This is a genomic window from Streptomyces sp. NPDC052496 (assembly GCF_040679095.1).
GTDB lineage: Bacteria > Actinomycetota > Actinomycetes > Streptomycetales > Streptomycetaceae > Streptomyces.
In genome coordinates this window covers 1-13849 of the sequence record NZ_JBFAUH010000019.1, presented here as the reverse complement: position 1 = coordinate 13849, position 13849 = coordinate 1, and the positions used below count along the sequence as shown (strand labels likewise).

General features: G+C 72.8%; 11 protein-coding genes and 1 pseudogene. 9 read left to right on the top strand and 3 right to left on the bottom strand.

Features of this window, described 5'->3' with window-relative positions; all coding sequences use genetic code 11:
• Positions 1-1239 (top strand): methyltransferase domain-containing protein, encoded by a 1239-nt coding sequence (locus tag AB0L45_RS24460; RefSeq protein WP_365843309.1) that lies wholly within the window; start codon positions 1-3, stop codon positions 1237-1239.
• A 62-nt stretch (positions 1240-1301) separates the two neighbouring features.
• Positions 1302-1586, top strand: a complete 285-nt coding sequence (locus tag AB0L45_RS24455) for a hypothetical protein (protein WP_365843307.1) — start codon at positions 1302-1304, stop codon at positions 1584-1586.
• A 90-nt stretch (positions 1587-1676) separates the two neighbouring features.
• Here the strand turns inward: AB0L45_RS24455 and AB0L45_RS24450 are convergent, their stop codons facing one another.
• A complete protein-coding gene (locus AB0L45_RS24450; RefSeq protein WP_365843600.1) occupies positions 1677-2423 on the bottom strand; it encodes a MerR family transcriptional regulator in 747 nt (248 codons plus the stop codon).
• Between the two features lie 257 nt (positions 2424-2680).
• Between AB0L45_RS24450 and AB0L45_RS24445 the strand changes: the two genes are divergently transcribed.
• The 4 genes from AB0L45_RS24445 to AB0L45_RS24430 all read left to right on the top strand — a co-directional run bounded on the left by AB0L45_RS24445 (position 2681) and on the right by AB0L45_RS24430 (position 6415).
• The gene (locus tag AB0L45_RS24445) at positions 2681-4207 is read left to right on the top strand and encodes an NAD(P)/FAD-dependent oxidoreductase (RefSeq protein WP_365843305.1); all 1527 of its coding nucleotides are present in this window, start codon (positions 2681-2683) and stop codon (positions 4205-4207) included.
• Positions 4207-5214: an alpha/beta hydrolase gene (locus AB0L45_RS24440; RefSeq protein WP_365843303.1), complete on the top strand. Its 1008-nt coding sequence runs from the start codon at positions 4207-4209 to the stop codon at positions 5212-5214. Before AB0L45_RS24445 ends, AB0L45_RS24440 begins: the two co-directional genes overlap by 1 nt.
• On the top strand, positions 5211-6092 hold the full coding sequence (locus tag AB0L45_RS24435; RefSeq protein WP_365843301.1) for an SDR family oxidoreductase: 882 nt from the start codon (positions 5211-5213) through the stop codon (positions 6090-6092). Before AB0L45_RS24440 ends, AB0L45_RS24435 begins: the two co-directional genes overlap by 4 nt.
• Positions 6093-6220: 128 nt before the next feature.
• Positions 6221-6415, top strand: coding sequence for a hypothetical protein (locus AB0L45_RS24430; RefSeq protein WP_365843299.1), 195 nt, complete (start codon positions 6221-6223; stop codon positions 6413-6415).
• Positions 6416-6513: 98 nt separating this feature from the next.
• Here the strand turns inward: AB0L45_RS24430 and AB0L45_RS24425 are convergent, their stop codons facing one another.
• Together AB0L45_RS24425 and AB0L45_RS24420 are read right to left on the bottom strand one after the other, a co-directional pair.
• Positions 6514-7128: a hypothetical protein gene (locus AB0L45_RS24425; protein ID WP_365843297.1), complete on the bottom strand. Its 615-nt coding sequence runs from the start codon at positions 7126-7128 to the stop codon at positions 6514-6516.
• A gap of 61 nt (positions 7129-7189) precedes the next feature.
• The gene (locus tag AB0L45_RS24420) at positions 7190-10528 is read right to left on the bottom strand and encodes a S41 family peptidase (RefSeq protein WP_365843598.1); all 3339 of its coding nucleotides are present in this window, start codon (positions 10526-10528) and stop codon (positions 7190-7192) included.
• A gap of 222 nt (positions 10529-10750) precedes the next feature.
• Between AB0L45_RS24420 and AB0L45_RS24415 the strand changes: the two genes are divergently transcribed.
• The 3 genes and pseudogenes from AB0L45_RS24415 to AB0L45_RS24405 all read left to right on the top strand — a co-directional run.
• The gene (locus AB0L45_RS24415; protein WP_365843295.1) at positions 10751-11323 is read left to right on the top strand and encodes a TetR/AcrR family transcriptional regulator; all 573 of its coding nucleotides are present in this window, start codon (positions 10751-10753) and stop codon (positions 11321-11323) included.
• Positions 11324-11471: 148 nt separating this feature from the next.
• The gene (locus AB0L45_RS24410; protein WP_365843293.1) at positions 11472-13679 is read left to right on the top strand and encodes an MMPL family transporter; all 2208 of its coding nucleotides are present in this window, start codon (positions 11472-11474) and stop codon (positions 13677-13679) included.
• A gap of 77 nt (positions 13680-13756) precedes the next feature.
• Positions 13757-13849: pseudogene (locus AB0L45_RS24405) on the top strand (iron chelate uptake ABC transporter family permease subunit); the annotation flags it as partial.

The following is a 13849-nucleotide window of genomic DNA, read 5'->3' as shown; positions in this document are numbered from 1 at the left end:
ATGGCGTACGCAGGTGAGGGGCGCCCCGGGCGGAGTGAACTGGCGCTCGCCCTCCGGGCCGCTGGAGCGATGTCCGACGGCTGGGCGGACGCCTTCGAGGCCGTGCCCCGGTCGGAATTTCTGCCGGAGCTCATGTGGCCGTGGGACATGGCGGCCGGGCGCAGTGTGGCCGTGTCCCGGTCGGAGGAGCCGGAGCGGTGGCTGGGGTATGCCGAGTCCGACTGTCCGGTGGTGACGCAGTGGGATGACGGGGCGCACGTCGGGACGGAGCCGGGGGAGGTGGCCACCAGTTCCGCCTCCATGCCGTCGGTGGTGTTCCGGATGCTCCGGGATCTGGACGTACGGGCCGGCGACCGGGTGCTGGAGGTCGGTACGGCCACGGGGTGGAATGCCGCGCTCCTGGCGCATCGGGCCGGGGGCGGACGGGTGGTCTCGGTGGAGGTGGACGAGGGGGTGGCCGAGCGGGCTCGTGGGGTGCTGGAGGCGTTCGGGAGCCGGGTGCGCGTGGTGCACGGTGACGGGTTCCGGGGGTGGGCGGAAGGGGCTCCGTACGACCGGGTCGTCGGGACCTGCGGGCTGCGGCGCTTTCCGTGGGCGTGGGTCGAGCAGTGCCGGCCGGGCGGGATCATCGTCGCGCCCTGGGGGACGCACTTCGGCAACGGTGACGGCGTGGTGCGCCTGGTGGTGGCGGCCGACGGGCGCAGCGCTTCGGGGCGGTTCACCGGGCCGGTGGAGTTCATGAAACTGCGGGCGCAGCGGTTGCCGGGGGTGGTGCACCGTGAGTACGTACGGGGGAGTGTGGCCGAGGGGTGGGAGAGCTCCACGGAGGTCACGGAGGCGGAGTTTCTGGGGGGCGGGAGGTTCGGGGTGCAGCGGTTTGCCGTGGGGTTGCGGGTGCGGGACTGTTTGCAGGTGGAGGCCGAGAAGCGGGACGGGGCCCGGCCGGTGTGGTTCTACGGGCTGCGTGACCGGTCCTGGGCGTGTGTGCAGTTCCGGGACGGGGAGGCGGCCCGGGTGTGGCAGTACGGGGCGCGGCGGCTCTGGGACGAGGTGGAGGCCGCGTACCGGTGGTGGGCCGGGAATGGCCGGCCCGGTTATGACCGGTTCGGGATGACGGTCACGCCGGATGGTGAGCGGGTGTGGCTGGATGAGGATCAGCCCGGTGGGTGGGGCGGGTTTTTGGGGACAAGGGGGGAATTCGGTGGCGCCGGGGGCGGCCGGGTGCTTCCTATACAGTGATCGACTGCAATCAGTAGTAACGGGCGGGCCGTTATGGGTCCGCCCTGCGAACGGGGAGTTCCATGCGTCGTTTCACCACCCTTGCCGTGTCCGCCGCCATCGCCGGCGGCGTCCTGTTCTCGGCCGTTCCGGCGCAGGCCGCCGTGTCGGCCAAGGGCCAGGTCACCTGCCACATCGACCAGATGGACGCGCAGGCCAAGGAGCACAAGTACAAGGCGGCCAAGCTGGACCGCGCCGGCAAGCACGCGGCGGCCAAGAAGGAGCGCGCGAAGGCGCGGTCGATCGAGAAGCGCATCCGGCAGTGCATCGACTCCGAGAAGAACAACCCCGGTCCGTTCGGCAAGTAAGGCCGGACACCGGATCACTTCGGGGGCGGCTCGCCGTCGGCCCCCTAAGTGACGGAGCCCCCGCCGGGCGATCGCTCGCCCGGCGGGGGCTCACTCGTGTCCGCCGCCGGGCTCCCCGCCCCGCTCCCGGTGCCACGTCTCCAGTTCCGCGCGGACCCGGCGGTCCATCGCCATGGAGAGTTCCGCGTCGACGATGCCCTTGGAGATGGGGCGGAGTTTTTCGATGGTCCGGGTGATGCGGGCGGCCTCGGTGGGGTCGAGGGGTTCGCCGGCCGCGGCGCGGTCGAGGACGTCGGCCAGCACGTGGGTGCGGATGACCGAGACGAACAGGCCGGCGAGGGCGTCGGCGTGCGTACGGACCTCGCGGCCCGCCTGGAGGACGGCGGAGAGCGGGACGCCGTTGGCGACGAGTTCGGTGGAGGCGTCGAGCAGGCGGCGGCTGATGTGGACGAACTCGTCGCCGTCGACCGCCAGGTAGCCGATGTCGAGGGACGCGGCGAGGTTCTCCGGGGTGACGTCGTCCTTGAAGTGGTCGGCGAGTTCTTCGGGGGTCAGGCGTACCGGGGTCTCCTCGGACCAGGGGGCCACGAGGGAGTCCTCCAGGCCGAGGAGTTCGCCGACGTCGCGGCCGTTGTCGAAGGCGGAGAGCAGTTCGGCGATGCCGCCGAGGGTGTGGCCGCGGTCGAGCAGGCCGGCGATGGTGCGCAGGCGGGCGAGGTGGTGCTCGCTGTACCAGGCGATACGGCCTTCGCGGCGCGGTGGCGGGATGAGTTTGCGCTCGCGGTAGAAGCGGAGGGTGCGGACGGTGATGCCGGCTGCCTCGGCGAGGTCGGCCATGCGGTATTCGCGGGGACCGGGGGCGGGGGTGCCGGGGTCGGCGGGAGGTCCGGGATCGCCGTGCGTCTTCTCTGCCACGGGTTCACCCTATGTCGCCGCACCGGGGCCCGGCCGAGGTGCAACCAGCGGTAACTTCCCGCCGCGTACCCCCTACCGCTCGGTACGTACGTGTCCTACCCTCAATCGTGCCAGTGATTGCTGGCGCGATTGAGTGAGGGTCCGAAGGTTCGACGGTCGAGAACTCGGGAGGCGGCGGCATGGCCGAGCGCGAACACGAGCACGTACGGGTGGCGGTGATCGGATCGGGGTTCGGTGGTCTGGGGGCGGCCGTACGGCTGCGACGCCAGGGCATCACCGACTTCGTGGTCCTGGAGCGGGCCGGCTCGGTGGGCGGCACCTGGCGCGACAACAGTTACCCGGGGTGCGCGTGCGACGTGCCCTCGCACCTGTACTCGTTCTCCTTCGCGCCCAACCCCGAGTGGCCGCGCAACTTCTCCGGGCAGCCGCACATCCGCGCGTACCTGGAGCGGGTCACCGACACCTTCGGCCTGCGGCCGCACCTCCGCTTCGACTCGGAGGTGCGCAGCCTGCGGTGGAACGCGGAGGAACTGCACTGGGAGGTGGAGACGGCGAGCGGGGCGCTGACGGCGGACGTGGTCGTGTCGGCGACCGGGCCGCTGTCGGACCCGAAGGTGCCGGACGTGCCGGGGCTGGACTCGTTCCCGGGCAAGGTCTTCCACTCGGCGCGCTGGGACCATGACTACGACCTGCGCGGCAAGCGCGTAGCGATGATCGGTACGGGCGCCTCGGCCATCCAGATCGTGCCGGCCGTCCAGCCCACGGTCGACCGCCTCACCCTCTTCCAGCGCACCCCGGCCTGGGTGCTGCCCCGCGCCGACCGCAGGATCAGCGGCCTGGAGCGCTGGCTGCACGCCAAGGTCCCGGCGACCCGGGCGGCGCGCCGCGGACTGCTCTGGGGCATCAGGGAATTGCAGGTCAGCGCCTTCACCAAGCGCCCGAACGAACTGGGCCTGATCGAGGGCCTGGCCAAGGGCCACATGAAGCGGGCCGTGAAGGACCCGGCGCTGCGGGCCAAGCTCACCCCGGACTACCGCATCGGGTGCAAGCGGATCCTGCTGTCGAACACGTACTACCCGGCGCTCACGCAGCCGAATGTGGACGTGGTGGCGAGCGGACTGAAGGAGGTCCGGGGGAACGTGCTGGTCGCCTCGGACGGTACGGAGGCGGAGGCGGACGCCATCGTCTTCGGTACGGGCTTCCACGTGACGGACATGCCGATCGCACACCGCGTCACCGGCGCCAACGGCACCACGCTGGCCGAGGAGTGGAAGGACGGGATGGAGGCGCTGCGCGGCACCACCGCGGCCGGCTTCCCCAACTTCCTCACCATCATCGGGCCCAACACGGGCCTCGGGAACAGCTCGATGATCCTGATGATCGAGTCCCAGCTGAACTACCTGGTCGACTTCATGCGGCAGCTGGACGTCCTGGGCGGGAAGATCGCACTGAACGCCCGGCCGTCCGCCGTGCACGCCTGGACCCGCGGCATCCAGAAGCGGATGGAACGCACCGTGTGGACCACCGGCGGCTGCGACAGCTGGTACCTGGACGCCAACGGCCGCAACACGACCGCCTGGCCCGGCACGACCGCCGAGTTCCGCCGGCTGACGCGGGAGGTGGACCTCGCCGAGTACGAGGTGCTGCGTGCCCCCGCGTCCCGTACGGGCGCACGGTCCGCAGCGTTCGCGAAGGCGGTGGCGTGATGGCACGCGGACCGATGACCCACGGACGCTACGCGCCGCCCGCACCGCGCCGGGAACTGACCGCGACCTCGGCCGACGGCTCCCGGCTGCACGTGGAGATCCACGGGCCGGACGCCCCCGGCCTGCCCGCCGTCGTCCTCTCGCACGGCTGGACCTGCTCGACGGCCTTCTGGGCCCCGGTCGTACGGGACCTGGCCGCCGACCACAAGGTGGTGCTCTACGACCAGCGGGGACACGGCCGCACCCCCGCGGTCGGCCCGCGCGGCTACAGCACCACCGCCCTCGCCGACGACCTGACGGCCGTCCTCGAAACCGCGCTGGAGCCGGGCGAGCGCGCCGTACTGGCCGGGCACTCCATGGGCGGCATGACCATGATGGCGTCCGCCGAACGCCCGGAGTTCCGCGCGCGGGCCGCCGCCGTCCTGCTGTGCAGCACCGGCAGCGCGAACCTGACGGCGGAGTCCCTGGTGATCCCGCTGCGCTCACCGGGCGGACGGCGGATCGCGCACCAGGTCGTCCTCGGGTCGCGGGCGCCGCTCGGCCCGGTCACCGCGCTCGCCAAGCGGCTCCTGAAGTACGCCACGATGGGGCCGGCCGCCACCCCCGAGCAGGTGGAGGCGTGCGCCCGCATCGTGCACGCCTGCCAGGTGGGGGTGCGGTCGAAGTGGGGCCGGGTCCTCGCGGGGCTGGAACTGACCGGCGGCGCGGCGCGCATGGAGGTGCCGACCGCCGTCATCGCGGGCACCGCCGACCGGCTCACCCCGGTCGTGCTCTCGCGGCGGCTGGCCTCCGTACTGCCCCAGTTCCTCGGGCTGACCGAACTGCCCGGAGCCGGGCACATGACGCCCATCGAGGACCCGGACGCGGTCATCGGGCGCATCCGGGAGCTGGTACGCGATCACCTGGGCGGCAGCGGCGCGGCTGCCGGGGCCGCCGAGACCGCGCCAGAGACCGCCGAGACCGCGCCGGAGACCACCGCCACCGCCACCAAGGAGAAGACCGCATGAGCGCACGCAGGAGCCTGGACGGACAGGTCGCCGTCGTCACCGGCGCGGCCCGCGGGGTCGGGGAACTCCTCGCCCGCAAGCTGTCCGCGCGCGGCGCCACGCTCGCCCTGGTCGGCCTGGAGCCGGAGGAACTGGCGCGCGTCGCGGCCTCGTTGCACGGCGAGGCGGCGCACTGGCACGCCGACGTCACCGACCACGAGGCGATGGCCGAGGTGGCGCGCGAGGTCAAGGCGCGCTTCGGCAAGGTGGACATCGTCGTCGCCAACGCCGGGGTGGCCACCGGCGGCCCGTTCGTGGAGTCCGACCCGGTGTCCTGGCGGCGGGTCATCGAGGTCAACCTCATCGGGGGCGCCGTGACGGGCCGCGCCTTCCTGCCGGTCCTGATGGAGTCGCGCGGCTACTTCCTCCAGATAGCCTCGCTCGCCGCGATCACCCCGGCGCCGATGATGACCGCGTACTGCGCCTCCAAGTCCGGCGTCGAGGCGTTCGCGCACAGCCTGCGGGCCGAGGTCGGCTACAAGGGCGTACGGGTCGGCGTGGGCTACCTGAGCTGGACCGACACGGATATGGTGCGCGGGGCCGACCAGGACGACGTGATGCGTGAGCTGCGGCAGCGGCTGCCCTGGCCGTCGAACAAGACGTACCCGCTGAGCCCGGCCGTGGACCGGATCGTGGCGGGCATCGAGCGCCGCTCCGCGCATGTGTACGCGCAGTGGTGGCTGCGCGGGATGCAGTCGGTCCGCGGGTACCTGCCGTCCGTCATCGGGTCGGTGGGGCAGCGCGAGATGCGCCGCTTCGGGGCGCGGCTGGAAGGGCTGCGGGTGGGGCTGGTCGGCGCGGGCGGGGAGGCGGACGAGAAGGTGCGCACGAACCGCTGAACGGGCGCCGGGGAAGGGCCCCGGGCAGCTCTCCGGGTACCCCGAATGATCGAAATGCGTGGTATGTCGCTGCGTGCGAGGCTGGTCGGGGCCCACCCCCCCCGACCACCCCACCAGGAGTGACCAGCATGGGCATCAAGGACCAGTTCGAGGACAAGGCGCGACGGCTCCAGGACAAGGCGCAGGCGCGCGGGCAGCAGGGCAGGGACGAGGCGAGCGGGCGCGCGCAGCAGGCCCGCGAACAGGCCCGGGACCGGGAGGAACAGAGCCGTCAGCAGGTCGCGGACGCCGAGCAGGACGCCCGGGACACCTTCAAGGGCTGACGCGCAGGCTTTCCGGCCGCGCGCGTATCGCACACTGCGCGCGCACGAGGGGTGCATCCGGCTTCCGGATGCACCCCTCGACCCGTGGCACCACAGGCTTACTTGACGACCTTCAGCGACGCCGGCCACCCGTACTGCCGCGCCTCCGCGAACAGCTGCTTGATGTCCGCCGGAGCCAGCTTCACGCAGCCCAGCGAGCGGTAATCGGCCTCGCCGTCCCAGCGGTACGGGTTGTCGCGGCCCGGCAGGGCCGCGGCCTGGGTGCCGTCCGGCCGCATCTCGCTGTGCAGGAACAGGGCGGTGCGCTGGGTCCGGCCGTCGCGGCACACCTTGTCCGCGATCCGGATCGCGTAGCCGTTGATGCCGTCGCGCCCGCCCTTCTTGCGCGTGGTGTGCGCGAGCACCTGGTACGTGCCGTCCGGCAGCCAGCCCTTGTTCTTCGCGCACTCGTCGAGGCCCGCCGTACCGCCCTGGCCGGACCCGGCGCGGTACGCGGCCAGCACCTTGCCCGTACCGGACTGCACGAGGCGCAGGCGCGACGCGGCCGGGTCGTGCTGGTTCTTGGTGAAGAGCAGGTACGTCCCGCCGGCGCGCGCGGGGGAGGGGGCGGGTGGTTCGGCGGCGTGGGCGTGGGCGGGCGTGGTGGCCGTGGCGAGCCCGGCCGTCAACGCTGCGGTGACGGCCAGTGACGCTCTGCGTATGTGGGTTCCCATGCGGGTGCTCCTGTCGGTGTGCGGTCTCGCTCCTGTCTCCGGCCGGTCCCCGGGGCGGCCGTCAGCCGCTGCGCGGCGGCAGTTCGGGGCGCCGCCGGTCCGGTACGTCGGACAGATCCGGCGGCGTCGCGGCGGGGTGGCGTTCCAGCAGGTCCAGCGCGGTACGGACGGCGACACCGAGCTGCGGGTGGCGGCCCTCCGCCCAGTCCAGCGGGGAGCGCGGCGCCTCGATGTCCGGCTCCACGCCGTGGTTCTCCACGCCCCAGCCGTACGCGTCGAACCAGGCGGCGTTCATCGGCACCGTGATGTACGTACCGTCGCCCAGCCGGTGCCGCCCGGTCATCCCGACCACGCCGCCCCAGGTGCGCAGCCCCACGACCGGGCCGATGCCCTGCAGTTTGAACGCGGCGGTGATCATGTCGCCGTCGGAGGAGGTCATCTCGTCGGCCACGGCGACGACCGGGCCGCGCGGCGCGTTGCTCGCGTAGCTGACCGGCTGGGCGTCGCGGGTCAGGTCCCAGCCGACGATGGTGCGGGTCAGCTTCTCCACGACCAGCTCGGAGATGTTGCCGCCGGCGTTGCCCCGTACGTCCACGATCAGCGCGGGCCGCGAGACCTCCATGCGCAGGTCGCGGTTGAACTGCGCCCAGCCGGAACCGCCCATGTCGGGGATGTGCAGATAGCCGCACCTGCCGTCGCTCAGCTCCCGTACGACCTCGCGGCGCTTGGCCACCCAGTCCTGGTAGCGCAGCGGCCGCTCGTCGATCAGCGGGACCACCGCGACCCGGCGGGACGGCCCGCCGCCCTCCGGCGCGAAGGTCAGCTCGACGGTGGTGCCGCCGGCCGCGGCCAGCAGCGGGTACGGGCCGGCCACCGGGTCGACCCGGCGGCCGTCCACGTGGGTGAGCGCCGCGCCCTCGCGGATGCCCGTACCGGCCAACGGGGAGCGGGCCCGGGAGTCGGAGGAGTCGCCGGGCAGGATACGGCTCACCACCCAGTAACCGTCGCGGAAGACGAAGTTGGCGCCGAGCAGGCCGATCGCGCGCTGGTAGTGCGGCGGGCCCTCGTTGCGCTTGCCGGCCGTCACGTACGCGTGCGAGGTGCCCAGCTCGCCCAGCACCTCGCGCAGCAGGTCGGCGAACTCGTCGGGGGAGGCGACCCGTTCGACCAGCGGCCGGTACTGCTCCAGCACCCCGTCCCAGTCGACATTGCTCAGCCCCGGATCCCAGAAGTAGGCGCGGATGATCCGGCCCGCCTCGTCGTACGCCTGGCGCCACTCGGCGGGCGGGTCCACGTCGTGCAGGATGCGCCGCGGGTCCAGGTGGACGGTCGAGTCGGCGTCCGGCGGCTCGGTCGCGGGCACCGCCCGCAGGTCGCCCTCGTCGTTGACGACCAGCCGGGTGCCGTCGCCGCTGAGCGCGTACGAGTCGATGGCGCCGGTCAGTTCGGTGCGCTTGGCCTTGACCAGGTCGAAGTGTTCCAGCGTGGGCTGGCCCGAGGTGTTGTCGGGGTTGGCGAAGGTCTCGCCGAGCGCGCCGGAGATCGGCCAGCGCAGCCAGACCAGCCCGCCGCCCGCGACCGGGCGCAGTGCCGAGTACTTCGACGCCGAGACCGGGAACGGCGTCACCCGGCTGGCCAGGCCCTCCACCTCCACCAGCGCGGTGCCCTCGGCCGTCACCGGGGCCTCCGCCGGGTCCAGGCCGCCCGCCGCGGGCCGGCCGTCGGCGGAGAGCTGGAAGGGGGAGGGCGTCGCGGAGGACAGCGGTACGAGGTAGGGGCGGCAGCCGAGCGGGAAGGACAGGTCGCCGGTGTGCACGTCGTAGACCGGGTCGAAACCGCGCCAGGACAGGAACGCGAGGTAGCGGCCGTCGCGGGTGAAGACCGGCTGCTCGTCCTCGAAGCGGCCGTTGGTGACGTCCACGACGGTGCTGGCGGCGGGCTGCTCGCCGTCCCCGGCGCCGTCACCGCCGGTCAGCCGGGCCATCTTGATGCTGCGCAGCGCCCGGCCGATGCCGGGGTGCGACCAGGTCAGCCAGCCGGAGTCGGGGGAGAAGGCCAGATCGCGTACGGGGCCGTTCGCCGACCTGATCAGCTCGGTGACCCGGCCCTCGCCGTCCCCGTCGGCCGAGACGTCGACGAGCAGCAGCCGCCCGTCGTGCGCGGCCACCGCCAGCCGTTCGCCGTCCGGCGCCGAGACCAGTTCGTGGACGCGGCCGAGCCGCCCGGCCGCCAGGCGGCGCGGCTCGCGCGGGATGCCGGCCTTGGGCAGGTCGGCGATCTCGATGGCGTCGTCGCCCTCGGCGGAGGTGATGTAGGCGATCCGGCCGGTGGAGCCGAGCATCTCGGGCAGCCGGACGCGGACGCCCGGCTCGTCGTGGATGGTGCGGGCCGGGCCGTCGCGGTGGGTGAGCCAGTACAGGCTGCCGCGGACGCCGACGGCGCTGGCCCGCCCGGTGGTGTCCACGGCCAGGGAGGTGATGTGCGAGCCGGCCGGGACCTGGTACGTACGGCGTCCGGCGCGCGGGCCGCCGAGCCGTACCTGGAGGCGGCGCGGCGTGCCGCTGGGGCTGAGGTCGTCCACCAGCCACAGGTCGCCGCCGCACTGGTAGACGATGCGCTGCCCGTCGGTGGCGGCGTGCCGGGCGTAGAAGTCCGCGTGGTCGGTGTGCCGCCGCAGGTCCGTGCTGTCCGGCTTGCACGAATAGACGTTGGCGATCCCCTCGTGGTCGGAGAGGAACGCGATCCGGTCGCCGACGAACATCACCGCGTCCAGATGGCCGTGCAGGTCCGGCACGAGCCGGGTGCCGTGCAGCCACATCCGGCCCATCGCGCCGCCGCGGTACCGCTTCCAGGAGGCGGGTTCGTGCGGCGGCTTGCCGGTCAGCAGCAGCGTCTTGCGGTCCACCGTGTCGTCGTGGCCGCCCCCGCCGTCCCGCGTGCCGCCGTCGCCGACGTGCCCGTACGGATGACCGTCGCCCGCCAGCCGGTGCCCGTCCGCGTCGAAGTCGGCGACCGCGATGTCGGAGACCGGCCCCCAGGGCAGCCGGCCGCCGGGGCTGCCGTCGGTGGGGACGCTGTAGGCCCAGGAGTAGTACGAGAAGGGCTGGCCGTGCGAGGAGACGGCCAGGATGTGCCCGTCCGGCGTCCAGCCGCAGACCCGGGCGTCGGTGCTCCCCCAATAGGTGAGGCGGCGGGCCGGGCCGCCCTCCACCGGGGCCAGGTGGATCTCCGGGTCGAGGCTGCGCCAGGTGGTGAAGGCGATGTGTCTGCCGTCCGGGGAGAACCGCGGGTGGCTGATCCGGGTGCGGTCCACCGTCAGCCGCCAGGCCCGCGGCGCATCGCCGCCCTCGGTCGTCAGCGGTGCCACCCAGAGGTCGTCCTCGGCGGCGAAACACAGCATCTCGCCGTGGAGATGCGGGAACCGGAGATACGCGCCGTCACTCACGCCCCCATGCTTTCGGCGCGGGCGGAGCGTGGCAACTCGGCCATGGCGCGTGTTCCCGTGACACACGCCACCATCGAAACGTTTCCGTTTCGCTGGGGCCGGAGGTACGGTCGAGCCGTACCGAGCTGTACGAAACCGTTTCGTTCACCTGGAGAACCCCCGAGGAGGTGCGCCGCGATGGGCCGCAGCCGGCTGACCCCCGAACGCGAGGCGGAGCTGTACGCGGCCGTGCTCGACCTGCTCCGCGAGGTCGGTTACGACGCCCTGACCATGGACGCCGTCGCCGCCCGCACCCGCGCCAGCAAGGCCACCCTCTACCGCCAGTGGCAGGGCAAGCCGGAACTGGTCGCCAAGGCGCTGGACCACCACAAGCCCGTCCGGATCGCGGACATCGACACCGGCAGCCTCCGCGGCGACCTGCACGCGATGGTCGCCCGCGACGACGACTGCCGCATGGAGCAGGACTCCGCGCTGATCCGCGGCCTGGCACGGGCCGCGCACGACAACCCCGACCTGCACCGGGCGCTGCGCGACCTGCTCATCGGCCCCGAGATCAACGGGCTGGACGCGATGCTCGCCCGCGCCGTCGAACGCGGCGAGATCCCCGCCGACCGCCCCGCGCTCGGCTACGTCCCGCACATGATGATCGGCGCCTTCGTCGCCCAGCAGCTCATCGAGGACCGGCCCCCGAACCGCGCCTTCCTCACCGATTACGTCGACGCCGTGGTCCTCCCCGCCCTCGGCGTCTGACCGGTCCCGGCCGCCCCCCCGGCCGGACCCGCCGTCCCCCACTCCCCATCACTCCCCCCAACGGCAGCACCCGACGCGCCGCTCTCGTCGTCGGGCCGGCTCCGTACGCCCCTGCACGTCCCACTTCCCGACGGGAGCGCCCCTTCTCGTGGCTACATTCCTCTACACACTCGGACGGTTCGCCTTCCGGCGACGCCGCTTCGTCGCCCTCATATGGGTGGTGCTGCTGGCCGTCGCCGGAGTCGGCGCCGCCACGGCCTCCTCGCCCGCCGCCGACTCCTTCTCCGTACCGGGCACGGAGTCGCAGCAGACCTTCGACCTGCTGGGCGAGCGCTTCCCCGGCACCAAGGCGGACGGCGCCACCGCGCGCGTGGTCTTCAAGGCACCCGACGGGCAGCAGGTGACCGCGCCCGCGCAGAAGCAAGCCGTCGAGAAGGTCGTCGGGGAGCTGAAGTCCTCCTCGCCGCAGGTCGCCTCGGTCTCCGACCCGTACCTGGCCAAGGGCGTGGCCCGGGACGGCGAGACCGCCTACGCGCAGGTCACCTACAAGGTCTCCGGCTTCGAGCTGAAGGACGACGCGCGCGACGCGCTCAAGGAGGCGGCCCAGCACGGCCGGGACGCCGGGCTGACCGTCGAGATCGGCGGCAACGCGCTCCAGGCGATGCCGGAGACCGGCGCCACCGAGGTCATCGGCATCGTCATCTCCGCCGTCGTCCTCGTCATCACCTTCGGCGCCCTGATAGCCGCCGGCCTGCCGCTGCTGACCGCGCTGATCGGCGTGGGCATCGGCGTCTCGTCCATCACCGCGCTCGGCAGCGTCCTGGACCTGTCCAGTACGACGTCCACGCTCGCCATGATGATCGGCCTCGCCGTCGGCATCGACTACGCGCTGTTCATCGTCTCCCGCTACCGCTCCGAACTGGCCGAAGGCCGCGACCGCGAGGAGGCCGCCGGGCGCGCGACCGGCACCGCCGGGTCCGCCGTGGTCTTCGCCGGACTCACCGTCGTCATCGCCCTCGTGGGCCTGTCGGTGGTCAACATCCCGATGCTCACCAAGATGGGCATCGCGGCGGCCGGCACGGTCGTCATCGCCGTCCTCGTCGCCCTGACCCTCATCCCCGCGCTGCTGGGCTTCGCGGGCAAGCGGGTACTGAGCCGCAAGGCCCGCAAGGGCACCGCCGCCCCGAGCGAGGCCGAGGGCGGCAAGCCCAACATGGGCACCCGCTGGGCGCGCTTCGTACTGCGGCGGCCGGTCACCGTGCTGCTGGCCGGCGTCGTCGGCCTGGGCGTCATCGCCGTACCCGCCGCCTCGCTGGAGATGGGCCTGCCGGACGACGGCGCACAGCCCACCAGCACCACCCAGCGCAAGGCGTACGACCTGCTCTCCGACGGCTTCGGGCCGGGCTTCAACGGGCCGCTGATGCTGGTCGTGGACGGCCAGGGCAGCAAGGACCCGAAGGCCGCGGCATCCCAGGTCGCCACCACCGTCGCCAAGCTGGACGGCGTCGCCGCCGTCACCCCGCCGACCTTCAACCAGGCCGGCGACACCGCGATGCTCAGCGTCGTACCGAAGTCCAAGCCGAGCAGCACCGAGACCGAGGACCTGGTCCACGAGATCCGCGGCACGGCGGGCGACGCGGCGCGGGACGCCGACGCGCGGGCACTGGTCACCGGCACCACCGCGATGAACATCGACGTCTCCGAAAAGCTCAACGACGCGCTGCTGCCCTACCTGGCGCTGGTGGTCGGCCTGGCCTTCCTGCTGCTCATGGTGGTCTTCCGGTCCGTCCTGGTACCCCTGAAGGCCGCCCTCGGCTTCCTGCTCTCGGTCGTCGCGGCGCTCGGCGCGGTGGTCGCGGTCTTCCAGTGGGGCTGGCTGGCGGACCTGTTCGGCGTCGAGCAGACCGGCCCGGTCATGAGCATGATGCCGATCTTCATGGTGGGCGTGGTCTTCGGCCTCGCCATGGACTACGAGGTCTTCCTCGTCACGCGGATGCGTGAGGCGTTCGTCCACGGGGAGCGCCCCGGACAGGCGGTCGTCACCGGCTTCCGGCACGGCGCGCGGGTGGTCACCGCCGCCGCGGTCATCATGATCTCGGTCTTCGCGGGCTTCATCGGCTCCTCCGAATCCATGATCAAGATGATCGGCTTCGGCCTCGCCGTCGCCGTCTTCTTCGACGCGTTCGTGGTCCGCATGGCCCTCGTCCCCGCCGTCCTCGCCCTTCTCGGCCGCGCCGCGTGGTGGCTGCCCACGTGGCTCCAGCGGGTCCTGCCCGACGTGGACGTCGAAGGCGAACAGCTCCAGAAGCACCTCGCACCCGAACCGGCCGGGAAGCCGGAACTCACCAAGGTGTGACGTCCGAGGTGTGACCAGCCCCGGGGCGGCCGCGTGAGCGGCGCGTCCGCCCCGGCCCGCGCCGCCCCGTGGGGCCGGGCACCCGTAACCCCATCGCCGACCCGGGTGTCCTCGGAATCAGCCAGGGGGCCTCGGTGGGTGTGGTGCTCGCGCTGTCCTTCCTGGGGGTG

What these genes read in the sequence shown, in the direction of transcription:
- AB0L45_RS24460 (WP_365843309.1), top strand. Translation starts at nt 1, where the DNA reads ATGGCGTACGCAGGTGAGGGGCGCCCCGGGCGGAGTGAACTGGCGCTC.
- AB0L45_RS24455 (WP_365843307.1), top strand. Translation starts at nt 1,302, where the DNA reads ATGCGTCGTTTCACCACCCTTGCCGTGTCCGCCGCCATCGCCGGCGGC.
- AB0L45_RS24450 (WP_365843600.1), bottom strand. Translation starts at nt 2,423, where the DNA reads ATGGCCGACCTCGCCGAGGCAGCCGGCATCACCGTCCGCACCCTCCGC.
- AB0L45_RS24445 (WP_365843305.1), top strand. Translation starts at nt 2,681, where the DNA reads ATGGCCGAGCGCGAACACGAGCACGTACGGGTGGCGGTGATCGGATCG.
- AB0L45_RS24440 (WP_365843303.1), top strand. Translation starts at nt 4,207, where the DNA reads ATGGCACGCGGACCGATGACCCACGGACGCTACGCGCCGCCCGCACCG.
- AB0L45_RS24435 (WP_365843301.1), top strand. Translation starts at nt 5,211, where the DNA reads ATGAGCGCACGCAGGAGCCTGGACGGACAGGTCGCCGTCGTCACCGGC.
- AB0L45_RS24430 (WP_365843299.1), top strand. Translation starts at nt 6,221, where the DNA reads ATGGGCATCAAGGACCAGTTCGAGGACAAGGCGCGACGGCTCCAGGAC.
- AB0L45_RS24425 (WP_365843297.1), bottom strand. Translation starts at nt 7,128, where the DNA reads ATGGGAACCCACATACGCAGAGCGTCACTGGCCGTCACCGCAGCGTTG.
- AB0L45_RS24420 (WP_365843598.1), bottom strand. Translation starts at nt 10,528, where the DNA reads ATGCTGTGTTTCGCCGCCGAGGACGACCTCTGGGTGGCACCGCTGACG.
- AB0L45_RS24415 (WP_365843295.1), top strand. Translation starts at nt 10,751, where the DNA reads ATGGGCCGCAGCCGGCTGACCCCCGAACGCGAGGCGGAGCTGTACGCG.